Origin of the sequence: Proteus sp. fly-1008, assembly GCF_040140305.1 — a bacterium.
Classification (GTDB): domain Bacteria; phylum Pseudomonadota; class Gammaproteobacteria; order Enterobacterales; family Enterobacteriaceae; genus Proteus; species Proteus vulgaris_B.
The window spans coordinates 858,833-871,420 of record NZ_JBEEWH010000001.1; the positions used below are offsets into that span (position 1 = coordinate 858,833).

13 protein-coding genes are annotated in these 12,588 nt (G+C 33.5%); 5 read left to right on the forward strand and 8 right to left on the reverse strand.

Annotation, left to right across the window (positions count from 1 at the left end; all coding sequences use genetic code 11):
* Positions 1-53: 53 nt before the first annotated feature.
* From ABN256_RS04000 to ABN256_RS04015, 4 genes are all read right to left on the reverse strand, one after another.
* Positions 54-683 carry a CatB-related O-acetyltransferase gene (locus ABN256_RS04000; RefSeq protein WP_197269039.1) on the reverse strand — a complete coding sequence of 210 codons (630 nt, stop codon included), beginning with the start codon at positions 681-683 and terminating at the stop codon, positions 54-56.
* A 255-nt stretch (positions 684-938) separates the two neighbouring features.
* The gene (locus ABN256_RS04005) at positions 939-2,030 is read right to left on the reverse strand and encodes an NADH:flavin oxidoreductase/NADH oxidase (RefSeq protein WP_196553729.1); all 1,092 of its coding nucleotides are present in this window, start codon (positions 2,028-2,030) and stop codon (positions 939-941) included.
* Between the two features lie 325 nt (positions 2,031-2,355).
* The gene (locus ABN256_RS04010; RefSeq protein WP_072068559.1) at positions 2,356-2,634 is read right to left on the reverse strand and encodes a DUF2798 domain-containing protein; all 279 of its coding nucleotides are present in this window, start codon (positions 2,632-2,634) and stop codon (positions 2,356-2,358) included.
* A gap of 295 nt (positions 2,635-2,929) precedes the next feature.
* Positions 2,930-3,268: a DUF5713 family protein gene (locus ABN256_RS04015; protein WP_197269038.1), complete on the reverse strand. Its 339-nt coding sequence runs from the start codon at positions 3,266-3,268 to the stop codon at positions 2,930-2,932.
* A 156-nt stretch (positions 3,269-3,424) separates the two neighbouring features.
* On the opposite strand from ABN256_RS04015, the gene ABN256_RS04020 reads away from it, so the two are divergent.
* The 3 genes from ABN256_RS04020 to ABN256_RS04030 all read left to right on the forward strand — a co-directional run bounded on the left by ABN256_RS04020 (position 3,425) and on the right by ABN256_RS04030 (position 6,924).
* A complete protein-coding gene (locus ABN256_RS04020) occupies positions 3,425-4,156 on the forward strand; it encodes a hypothetical protein (protein WP_349439154.1) in 732 nt (243 codons plus the stop codon).
* Positions 4,157-4,854: 698 nt separating this feature from the next.
* On the forward strand, positions 4,855-5,520 hold the full coding sequence (locus ABN256_RS04025) for a response regulator (RefSeq protein WP_115350000.1): 666 nt from the start codon (positions 4,855-4,857) through the stop codon (positions 5,518-5,520).
* Complete coding sequence (locus ABN256_RS04030; protein WP_196553733.1) at positions 5,521-6,924, forward strand: ATP-binding protein; 1,404 nt, start codon at positions 5,521-5,523, stop codon at positions 6,922-6,924.
* Positions 6,925-7,005: 81 nt separating this feature from the next.
* Here ABN256_RS04030 and ABN256_RS04035 read toward each other — a convergent pair whose 3' ends face one another.
* The gene (locus ABN256_RS04035) at positions 7,006-7,335 is read right to left on the reverse strand and encodes an AzlD domain-containing protein (RefSeq protein WP_196553834.1); all 330 of its coding nucleotides are present in this window, start codon (positions 7,333-7,335) and stop codon (positions 7,006-7,008) included.
* Positions 7,332-7,994: an AzlC family ABC transporter permease gene (locus ABN256_RS04040; RefSeq protein WP_196553734.1), complete on the reverse strand. Its 663-nt coding sequence runs from the start codon at positions 7,992-7,994 to the stop codon at positions 7,332-7,334. The genes ABN256_RS04035 and ABN256_RS04040 overlap by 4 nt, the downstream gene beginning before the upstream one ends.
* 84 nt (positions 7,995-8,078) lie before the next feature.
* Between ABN256_RS04040 and ABN256_RS04045 the strand changes: the two genes are divergently transcribed.
* Complete coding sequence (locus ABN256_RS04045; RefSeq protein ID WP_072068566.1) at positions 8,079-8,639, forward strand: helix-turn-helix domain-containing protein; 561 nt, start codon at positions 8,079-8,081, stop codon at positions 8,637-8,639.
* 92 nt (positions 8,640-8,731) lie between these two features.
* On the opposite strand, the gene ABN256_RS04050 is transcribed toward ABN256_RS04045, so the two are convergent.
* On the reverse strand, positions 8,732-9,586 hold the full coding sequence (locus ABN256_RS04050) for a D-amino-acid transaminase (RefSeq protein WP_197269035.1): 855 nt from the start codon (positions 9,584-9,586) through the stop codon (positions 8,732-8,734).
* A gap of 194 nt (positions 9,587-9,780) precedes the next feature.
* On the opposite strand from ABN256_RS04050, the gene ABN256_RS04055 reads away from it, so the two are divergent.
* Complete coding sequence (locus ABN256_RS04055; RefSeq protein ID WP_109407851.1) at positions 9,781-10,359, forward strand: HdeD family acid-resistance protein; 579 nt, start codon at positions 9,781-9,783, stop codon at positions 10,357-10,359.
* A gap of 91 nt (positions 10,360-10,450) precedes the next feature.
* Here ABN256_RS04055 and ABN256_RS04060 read toward each other — a convergent pair whose 3' ends face one another.
* The gene (locus ABN256_RS04060; protein ID WP_197269034.1) at positions 10,451-12,073 is read right to left on the reverse strand and encodes a hypothetical protein; all 1,623 of its coding nucleotides are present in this window, start codon (positions 12,071-12,073) and stop codon (positions 10,451-10,453) included.
* Positions 12,074-12,588 lie beyond the last annotated feature (515 nt).

Genomic DNA, 12,588 nt, shown 5'->3' on the forward strand with positions numbered 1-12,588 from the left:
CAAAAATAACTAAGTAAAAACCCCTAAATATTTTTATATTTAGGGGTCTATGTTTATTCAATAAAATTTGCTTCTGCGATTAATAATTTATCAATTGAGGATTGACATAAATAAGGCCTAAGCGCTTCAAATTTCGTCTCTGACCATTGATAAATATTTAACAATAAAAGTTGCTCAATCACATTTGGATCAAAACGATATTTAAGATGTTTTGCTGGTGTTCCACCTACAATGCTATAAGGTTCCACATCTTTGGAAACAACACTATTAGCAGCGACAATAGCCCCTTCACCAACAGTGACCCCGGGCATTATCATTGCACGCATTCCTATCCATGCACCATCCTGAATATGAGTATCACCTTTACCTATATAAGCTTCTTCAATTTTATCCATAAAAGGATAAAGTGAGAACCAATCGAGGCGATGGGTATGATTTCCGCCCATTAATATAACGGCTTGTGCACCAATACAAACATAATCACCGATATATAATTTATCAATTTCCCATAATGGTTTCCATTGCAAGCTAATTTCATCACCATAAAGATAGCGCACAACCGAAGCTTCAAAACCCTCATCCCAACAATCACTGTAATAGCTATGTTGTCCTTTAATGATAATGTTTTTATTTTTTACTGTTTCATGCAGATATTCTACACGTGACCAATGCTTATTTTTCATAATATGACTCGCTATAAATTAATGAGTCATCAAAGAATGCTTAATTCTCTGATGATGTGTTCGCATTCAAAACACATCGTCTTAAGCAATCCTAGGTTGAAGCAATAAAGGATTTATTTTCATTTTACTTTATGATCCGATCTCATTATTCAATAAGCTTACACCACTATTATTCTCTATCATGAGAAGCTTTATTGACGAAAAAACCACGGATAATCACATAACATTTATGACTATCCATGGCTTAAAAAATAACTATTTAAAAAAATCTTTACTACCATGAGGCGCACAACGTAAATATTGAGGTGCAACTTTTATGGTTTGTTTCAGTTTTTCTGCCGCATGCCAAGGCCAACGAGGATCGTATAAAATACCTCGACCTAATGCAATAAAGTCAGCTTGCTCTGTTAATAAAATAGCTTCAGCTTGTTCTGGCTCAGTAATAAGTCCAACCGCAATAACTGGCAATTGTGTTTCATTATAAATAGCCTGAGCAAATGGCACTTGATAATTAGGGCCTAGTTTAATATTTTGCTTATCAGATAAACCACCAGAAGAAACATGAATATAATGGCAACCTAATTCTTCAAGGTGTTGTGTTAAAGCAACTGCACTTTCAAGATCCCAGCCACCGTCAACCCAATCTGTTGCAGAAATCCTCACACCAACACAAACATTGTCAGAAACAGCATTTTTCACACCAACAAAAACATCTGCTAATAACCGACTACGATTATTAAAATCGCCACCATACTGATCTGTTCTATCATTTGATAATGGGGATAAGAATTCATGCAATAAATATCCATGAGCGCCATGAATTTCAATAACATCAAAACCCGCTGATTCTGCTCTTTTCGCCGCATCAATAAAGGATTGTTTTATCTCTTCAATTTCTTCAATCGTCAGGGCATGAGGCTGATGATTTTTTCCAAAAGGAATTGCTGAAGGTGCAACTTTTTGCCAACCATGAGGAGAATCTGGTGCTAATGATACACCGCCATTCCAAGGTAAATCGGTTGATGCTTTACGTCCTGCATGGGCGATTTGTATACCAATTTTAGCAGAGGAATATTGCTTAATATTATCAACCAATTTTTTTAATTCACTGCCATGCTGATCAGACCAAATACCTAAATCTTTATAGCTAATACGACCTCTCGGCTCAACGGCAGTTGCTTCCACAATCACAAGCGAAGCACCTGATAATGCAAGCTGCCCATAATGCATAGTGTGCCATGTCGTCGGATAACCATCTTGTGCCGAATATTGGCACATAGGTGCAACAATAATACGATTATCTAACTGATGGGGGCCTAATTTTTTAGGGGAGAACAACAAACTCATATAAAGCCTCCTGCTACCAATAAGAATTTATGCAAAGAAAACTACTTCGCTTATAAATAAATGGATTTAATATACAAGTTTAAGGCTATCGGATCTTATCCATCAAGGCGATGCTCTACTTCACATTGTGATGATAAATAATCTATTTCTTAGTTATTATTTATTCTGACTTAAACCTTATAGTTATTAAAAAATGTAAGAGTTACTCAATAAACTATTACGTTATTTTAATCTTCTACAATGTCATAAGATATTATTTGAAAAAATAAAACAAGAAATGAGTGGAATGAAAAAGATCAGCACCGAACACTGATCTTTTTTCTAATTAGTTATTCGATTTTGCAGGCTTAACCAGTAACAGAGAGAAACGTCTTGCGATAGGCAATACAAATAAGACTGTTGGAAAAGCAATCATCCAAGAGATCCCCCAAGAGCTTAACCATGGGGAGATAACATACATACCCATTCCTAACGATTTGATGGTGCTAATAAAAGCAACAATACCTGACATAATAAAAGAAAGGAAAAAAGGAACAAGAAAAACCATTGCTCGGGTAGGTAGTTTAGGAATACCTAAAAAGTAATTTTTGTCATGAAAAGACATAATGAAAGACTCCAATAATACGATTGTACAACGGCACATAACTGCCAATACAACAGGCTAAAAATAAGTTATATGCGTTGATTAACGTAAACGCTTACGAGTCTTATCGACCAAACTGTAGGCTAGTTTATTAATAAATATTTTTTTGTCAACTAAATTATTCTATTCTCGCCTAGATAGTAAATAGCTTAAGATAAATATACGTTGCTTTTATTTTATATAAATTTTATTTATATAATTAGATAATTAAAAATAATAAAAATGAGAAAACATTATCTTGTTTTCTCATCCTTTTTTACCAATCTCTTGTTGCAATTAATTCTTCTATATCAGCATCTTTAAAACCATATTCATCAGCAATAATACCAAAATCTTCGGCAATACACTCTCTTGCAACAGTTTCAATATCACTACCTTCTTCACAAAAAGCCTCAGCAAGATCATTAAATTGATCTGTTGTTTCTTGAGTTAAAACATAAAGTTCTGATAACTTTTTAGGTGAAGTTGCTTCAATTTTCAAACACAATATTTTAAGTAAATCTTGTCCTTTTTTTACAAGGTGAGCAGGATAATATTCATCATTTTCCATCTCTTTTAAAAAAGGGTATGAAGCTAAAACTGAATTTTTAATCATGGTGAAATCCTATTTAAGTATATTTACCTTAATGACATAAAACACATGTCCTTTTTCTGGTAAAAGTATATTACCTTCTTTAATTAAATGATTCATTTCTGTTACACTAAATTTATACAACTTTAAGAGTAAATAGAAAATAGGCAATAAAGTAAAATGACTATAAAAACACGACTGATTTTTCTTTTTTTGACTATTGCTTTACTTTCTTTTTTTATTTTTAATGCCTATTTTAAGCACACCCCCTTAGCAACATGGAAATTTTATGGCAGTAATGATGAATACATTACAGGCCATTACTATCCATCAGCCAAAGACAGTGCAACAGACCTCATAATTTCAATTCCAGAAGTTCCAGAAAAAAACGGTTTGAAAATAACAAAATGGGATGGTTGTCATTTAAAATTAAACAACAATAACAAAATATTGGATATCTCCTATTTTACAAATGGACTCGTTCAAGCCTCATTTTCCACAGATAATCCAATTTATATACCTCTAATAGAACTTAATTTTTATCAGCCTGATGATATGCATTGGTCGATAACACGTTTAACTGATAGCACTTATAAAGGCTGGATCTGGGATAATGTCGCTAATCAATTAATTCCCGTGCATTACCAATCTGATAGAAAAACATTAATTAAAGGCACTAATTATACACTGGTGCCTGGTAGTTATTGGCTATTTCAGCGTTGGGACGATGAAGTATTAGTGGAAGAATACAACTTAGATGACTTACCAGCAAAAGATAACTTTATTCCTGAAAGTGATAAACAACGTCTAGAACACGCAAAATCAGAATTTCAAAATATAGCGAGTGAACTAGCAAAACCGTTAAATTTACCATTTGATTTAAAATTATGGGATGACTCATTATGTGAGTAATAACGGCCATGTGAAATGCTCCCAGAGGGATGGGAGCATTTCTGACACAGAATGATTTAATTTATACTAAATAACACCATCTAATTTCATATAAATTCCTTTTAATAAAATTTAAATTCCTTTTAAAATACGGAGTTCAACTGTAAGAGTATAGATGAATAGAGTAAATAATCTAAATCTAATAAAATGTTGCACAACAGGGATATAATAATTCTATTATTTTATTTCAATAAAACAATAAAGCATCATTTTAACAGACATATCAATCAATGAAATTATTTTTTTATATTTACATTATCTCAAACACACTACCAAATTTAATTATTTTTAATTAAAGTTATATTTTATTCAAAAATAACAAGCATCTTAGATAAATCATTTAAATTAACTTAGCATAATAACGTGGAAACATACTGGCTATAAAAAATCAAAAACAACGATTCAAATCTTAATTCATTTTTGAAAATTAACATTAAATGCCTTGGAGTAACGAAATATAAAACAAGATTATCTAGACACTCCATTTATAATAATATTTTCTTTTTAAAGTTTCTTATTTTTAGTAAAAAAGCATATTAAATAAATTTTTATCTTACATTAAGAGTTCATTAATCAAACCTGATTTTACATTTTATTATATTGCTCAATTTTTATTTGGCTCCTATACTTTCTTTAGACGATTTTAGATAGGTATTATTATGAATATTTTATTGGTTGAAGACGATTTACAACTCGGTAAAGCGCTTTGTCGTGGGCTTGAAATTGCCGGTTTTCACCCATGTTGGGTTAGGTTACTTGCTGATGCTCGTGTTCAGCTGAGTCAGCGCCCTTTTGATTTAATGCTATTAGATTTGGGTCTACCTGATGGTGATGGGCAAGATGAACTTATTGCACTTAGAAAGAACGGTGAAAAAATTCCGATCATCATTTTAACGGCCCGAACTCAAATCGACAATTTAGTACAAACATTAGATTCAGGGGCTGATGATTTTTTACCAAAGCCTTTTGCTATGCCTGAACTTATTTCCCGTGTAAAAGCAGTTAGCCGTAGAATGGCGGGTTTTTCATCACAAATATGGTCTATTGGGGATTTACAGCTTAATCCAGCAAACCATCAAGTCACCTTAAATGACGAACTACTTTTATTATCAGGTAAAGAATATCAGTTGCTATACGAATTAATGCGTAATACTGACAATGTAGTGCGTAAATCCGAGTTAGAACAACGCTTATTTGGTCTAGATGATAAAATTGAAAGTAATTCACTTGAAGTCCATATGCATAATTTACGTAGAAAAATAGGTAAAGAGCGAATTATCACGGTGCGTGGTGTGGGTTATTTATTAAAAAAAGAAGCTAACTAAATGAAGATCCGTTCTTTCTTTATTTACACCATTGTTCTTCAAATTATCTCTATTGTTATGCTTTGGGGCGTATGGTTAGCTTGGATACAATTTGATTATCTTGCTGAATTTGAAAAAATTTATAATAAACAGCAAGAAATTATTGCTGAGGGTTTTGCTAATACTCTAGAGAGTGTTGCTGACCAACCTGAAGTACTCAAAGAAATTGCACATAACTTACAAGGTATGTACATCGACGCTATGCTTAATGGTGAAGATGATGAATTACAATATTTACCTTGGTTTATCGCCTTAGATGAAAATAATACCCTAATTTATACTAATCGCCCTGAATTACCTATTCCAACCAGAGTGCTTTCATTAGCGTCAGAAAAAGTCTCAGTTGCGGGAGAAAAATGGATACTCTCTTTTAGTTGGGGAGAAAAACACAAAATAAAAGTGTTTATTGGTGAATCCGTTGAAGATAGGGGCCATGTTATAGGTAACCCTGTTGAAGGAACATTTGTGCCCTTTTTGTTTATTCTAGCAACGGTTATTTTTGCTATTTTAATTACAGCTTATTTTAGTTTACGCCCGTTAAGACAAGCTGCAGAACTTATTTCTAATCGTAAACCTCGTAACTTAACGCCCATTAATGTCGGTCAACAATTTAAAGAGATACGTCCAATCTTTAAAGAATTAAACCAGTTAATGGCAAGAATTGATGCAGCGAATATTCGTGAGAAACAATTTATGGCAGATGCTGCCCATGAATTAAGAACACCTATTGCAGCGGTTATTGCTCAATTACATTTACTCTCTTTAGTCGATGATCAACATGAACGCGAAGAAATTATTGATGATATGAAGCAATCGCTTGATAGAGCCGCGGCTCTTTCTCATCAATTAATTGATTTAGCCCGATTAGAATGTGATGATTTTCCACTTAAAATAGAAACTCTTGATATCTATAACATCATTGGTAATGCAATAGCACAACGTGTTCCATATGCAATTAGTAAAAATATCGAATTATCACTAAATGAAGGGCATCCATTACCTCTTAAAACTGATAAACAGGCATTACTCTCTATATTTAATAATCTACTTGATAATGCTATTAAATATTGCCCTAGAGGTAGCCAAGTAGAAGTCACTATTGAGAATAGGTATGCAGAAGGGATTAATATTTTTGTGCGTGACGACGGACCTGGGGTGGCAAAAGAACATATTAATGCCCTTTTTTCACGTTTTTATCGTGTTCCTGGTTCAAATGAAACTGGTAGTGGCTTGGGGTTATCCATTGCACAAAATCTTGCTAATAAAATTCAAGCCTCATTAATTGTGACTGAAGGACTTAATAATAGAGGTATTGGTTTTATTATCACACTACCATTAGAAATCAAATTATCAGAAAATGATTAATCGTCTGTTAATTAAAAAACTATTAGAAAGGAGGCATTAACGCCTCCTTTCTCTTTTATCATCGTAACGTTAATTGTTGGTTTATTCCCAAAGCTTTATTAGCCAACGTAACCCAGCAGTCACTATTGCTGCACTAAGCACAATCATAATAAATGGCTTTTTTTTCCAAGTTAAAACTCCAGCTACCCCAACTCCAATAATTTTTGATATATCAGCAAGCTGATCGCCATCAAAAAATGTTGAGGTCGTTGCCACTGAAAATAAAATAACAATTGCTGATAATGAAAGTATCTCTTTTACACGAGGCGAAACACCGGACCTATTATTAAGTAATATTCCGGAAAGACGCATAGCATATGTGCCAACAGCAAGAATAACAATTCCTGTAATAATAGATACTGTGGACATTATATTCTCCTTAACACAAATAACACGCCAACTAATGACAATAAAACAGGTATCCCTACAGGTAAAAATAACGTTGTTATAAGAGCAATGGCACTACCAATAATCGCAGCATTACGTGTTAGTTTATTTTTTAATGCTGGCAAACTTAATGCCAAGATAATAGCGGGGAACATCGCATCTAACCCTAACATCTTAATATCAACAATAAATGATCCTAAATAAACGCCTATCATGGTTCCTAAAGGCCAAACAAGTAAAATGCTCAACCCACATGCCCAAAATGCAAGTTTATTCTGTTCAGCTGTGCGTTGAGATAAGCCAAATACAACACTTTCATCATTTAATATATGAAAGCCTAATAATGATTTAAGTCCTTTTCCGGGTAAATCTTTTACAGCCATACTGAAGGGAATATGTCGTGCATTAACCATTAATCCAGCAAGCGCTGCATAAATTGCACTTCCTCCCATTGCCACTACACCAATAAAAAGAAACTCAGAAGCACCCGCCAAAACGAAAATGGATAACACTAATGGCACCCAAAAATCAAACCCTTGTGTATGAGCTAAAGCGCCATAAGAGATACCAACAATACCATCTGCTAATGAAACAAGCAGAATGTCTCTAAGTACGTTATTATCAAGCCGACTGTTAATTTTCATAAAATGTCGTATTTTTTATTGAACATATCGTTCATTATGTTGAACGATCTATTTTTTTGCAAGATGATTTTAAAGGAAGCTATGATGTCATCGCCTTGTGCGCCTATTGAAATTATTTCTCAGGCCCTTGCCCGAGAAAGAAAAAAAGCAGGCCTTTCGCTTGCTGAAATTGCAAGACGAGCAGGTGTTGCAAAATCCACATTATCTCAATTAGAAGCAGGCCAAGGAAACCCGAGTATTGAAACACTTTGGGCGATTTGTGTTGCATTAAACATTCCGTTTTCTCAACTTATTTCAGCACCACAACCTGAAGTCAAAGTTATTCGCAAAGGTGATGGTTTTAAAATTAGTGCAGAAAAAGCGTATTACCATGCTTTTTTACTTTCATCCTGCCCTATGGGGGCAAAGCGCGATATATACACCGTAATTGCTCAACCGGGAAAAGATAGGGTGTCAGATCCTCACAGTAAAAATGTGACTGAACACATTATTATTATTAGTGGTAGTGCAATGGTGGGAACGATAGATAATCAACAAGAATTGCAACCCGGTGATTATATTTGCTATCCCGGTGATGTTACTCATATATTCCGGGCTTTAGAACCAGATACAACCGCTGTAATGATTATTGAACATCATAATTAATACAATGAATAATAAATTTACCGCACTGTTATATTGCAATAAAAATCTAAAAACAGTGCGATAAATTTTATTAAGTATATTTGTCTATTCAATTATTTTTTAAGTGCTTTATCAAGGTAGATCTCTCGTAGACGTTGAGACAAATGTCCAACTTCCCCCTGATTTATCTCTTCATTATCTATTGAAATTACAGGCCAAATTAACGTGGTAGCCGAGCTAATAAAAGCTTCTTTTGCTTTTTTAGCTTCATCAAGCGTAAATAAACGCTCAATGACTTTAAGCTCTTCTTCTTGCGCTAATTGAATAATTGCTTGGCGCGTAATCCCCGGTAAAATATCCTGACTCAGAGGTCGTGTAATAATTTCATTATCATGATTTATAATAAAAAAATTACTTGAACTACCTTCCGTTATATAGCCATTTTTTATTAAAATAGCATCATCAGCACCTTGTTGATGTGCATAATGTTTCGCTAAACACGCGGCTAATAATGCAACGGTTTTAATATCACAACGCTGCCAGCGAATATCGTCAACACTAACTACTGAAATACCTTTTTTGGCATTGGGGTGATTAATTACGGTGGAGTGTTGAACGAAAGCAACAATTGTGGGAGAAATAGATGAAGACGGAAAATCAAAAAAGCGAGATGAATCAGTACCTCGGGTTATTTGTAAATAAATAAGCCCTTCATGAAGATGATTGCTTTCAATAAGCTTCTGATGAATATCGATTAATTGCAATTTCGTGATAGGAAGGGATAATCCTAATTCTTTGCACGAACGCTGTAAACGTTGGAAATGCTCGTCAAAGTCAATGAGTTGACTATCAATAACTGCGGTAACTTCATAAACCGCATCTGCAAATAAAAAACCACGGTCAAAAACAGATATTTTAGCCTGCTCTTTAGGTACAAACTGATTATTTAAATACACAACATCAGACATTTTACCTCCGCTATAACTTTTATTAACATTTTACCTTAGCCACTACCTTACTCCTTCAATTTTATATTTCAAAGGTGATTTATCACCTTCTCTACCTCTTTTTAATTATAGTTTTATTTAAAGAAGTCATGTTATATAAGCAAAAATTGCTATAATTTAACTTATGTCCAAAATATAAGCATAAAGAGGTTGCTATGTTAGATATTAATAAAAATAATTTATCTCAGCTAACAGAGAAACTGGTTAAAAGACAATGTACCTTAATGAATATTATCGCTACATTGGGCTTTATTGCAGGTTTTATCTGTATTATTAACCCTCTCTCTTCAGGTGTTGTTATCAGTGTATTACTCGGCATCGTTTTCTTTGCCTGTGCAATATCCAGTATTATTGGTGGTTTCAATTCTCAAGTCTCTTCAGGCTGGTCAATGCTCATCACTTTATTAGCGGGTTTTATTTATCTTTTACTTGGTTATATTTTTATTACCGATCCGCTAAACGGTATGCTTAGCCTAGCTTTTTTTATCGGCTTTCTCTTTATTTTTGCAGGGATATTGCGTCTAAATATCGGCTTCAAACAAATTAAAGATAACTTTTATGGCTGGTTTAATATCTTGGTAGGTTTTTTAGATCTCGTTATCGCCTATTTTCTACTTGCGTTTGGGCCTGAAACATCCGTAGCTCTAGTAATGGCATTGATTGGTATACAGCTTATTTTAAGCTCACTCACCATTTTATCGATAACTAGTGCAATAAAAAGAATGACTCGTTAATAGCCGATAAAATAATAATATTCCTATTAGTTTTTGCTAAGTAAAGAGCCACATGATGTGGCTCTTGAGTAGAAACTAGAATGGAGTTGTATTAAGCACAAGGTAAACGCAGAGATACCGTATACATATTTTCTCCACAGAGGTAACAATTTCCTGTTTTTTCAAAGACCATTACCTGAATACCGAGTTGCCCTACTTCAATATTAGGCAATGCATCAGCCAAAATACTCTCTAATGCAGGCTCAACGATTTCAACCATATTAATAGGCTCATTATTAGGAGTTGTATCGTGCAAGAAATTCCCTAAACGAGGATCATCGGCGTAGATTTCTAATGTTGAGCGATATACCAACGTTCTTTCACTACTATTTACCTTAGAATAACCATTAAAGATGATAACCATTTTTTGGATATTCATTTTCGCTACACGGTTTTTAATTTGTAAACATAAGGAAGGAACAAGCCTAATATTGACGGAATTAAAGTAGCGATCACAAATCTGTGGAATAGTGACACTAATGCAAGGTTTTGGCGCAATATTTTTAATTTGCTTACTACATTCCCCCGTTAAAGAGTTATCAACAATAATACGCTCACGTCGAGAAAAACAGATATTATCGAAGATATCAACCGTAAAGAAAGAAATATAATGAATGCCATTTGTTAATAACTGATTTTCTAATCTCACAGAAACTGCTGATTTATCAGTACATGGCAACATCTTAAGTTGATCATTAAAATAAAATCCAACTTGAGTGCTTTCACTAATGTCACGACCTAAAATTAGATTTGCGTTAACGCAATAATTTTCACTATGGTAGCTGAGAATACCATTTAATGTTGCAGGCACTTTAGGAGAAGGTAATTTCTCCGTTGTCATTTCAACATAATAATCTCTTGATTTAATTGGCTTCGTTGGTTCTTCGCTATTTTCAGTTTCAGCATAGAATATAGCGACTTGTTTAGGTTCACTATTTTTAAATTTGACTTTAAAGTTTGCAATACCGTATTTGTTAGTTTTGCCAATATTGATTTTCTCGCCATCGGAATTATAAATTTCAGGCTCAACAGTTAATGTACTATTATCTACATCGTAAGCTAATTTGATCTCTTTATTTTGAACATCCTCACCTTCTTTATCTTGAAGATGTACTACAAAACTTTTAGATATACTTTCCCACTGACTTGGCCATTGCATAGATTCTGAACGTATTGTCAACAAGTCATCAAATTTTTCACAATGAGTCGATGAACAGTCGGTATTAGGATTGGGTTTAGGTGGGGTAACACGAATTTGTATCGGCGTTGCGTAATAAACAATATTTTCATCATCTTCATCTTTTAAAATTAATTGTAATGACGCCACACCACTTCGATTGCCCGTTAACGAGATCTCTGTTTTGCTGTCATCTACTATCGTAATGTAGACATCTTTGTTATTTGGCAAAATTAAAATGCCTTTTGGGCTTGTACGCCATTCAGCCAAACGTAGATTAATTCCCGTGACAACCACTTCATATTTGATAACTCGATTCATTTTGACTTCGTTATCAGGATCATCAGGAGATGATTTTATCTGATTGAATTTAATTTCCACATCAGAATCAATAACGGCTTGAGCATGAGCACCATATACAGGAGGTGTCAGTGCTATTGCACCTTTCTCACCTTGTAAGATTTTTTGTAAACGTTCTTCTTTTGTTTCGATATTCATTGAGTGATTTCCTTTCTTTTTTCGATTCCATTTTTAGCTTAAAGCAAAAAAAACAAGTGAAAATCACAATAGAAAAAAGTCAACTGAGCATTGTTAACAAAAAGAAATAAAAAACTTAATAAACAATAAGATAAAAAACTTACCAATAAGACACCACTGATTAAATAAGCAAAAAATGCCTTTTGCATAAAAAATAATTTAAAATTTAAAATATTTTTGCATAAAGCTATTGACTGTTATGAGAATGTGATTAAAATCAATCTTAGAAAATATTTGTGACGTAAATCACATTTTATTAATAGGATACTTAATATGAAATCAATGACTTCTTTTATTACTCACTTGCACCAAGTTGTTGTACAATTATCATCAACTAGATTACTGTAATTATTTGATTTAAAATAATAAACAGCTCAAAGCCAGAAATAGCCCCCTCATCGCAAAAAAGACTATTTCTGGCTTTTATTCTATCTATTTTCTTTTTCCTCACCTTATTTACTCGCGCACCTTTCGTA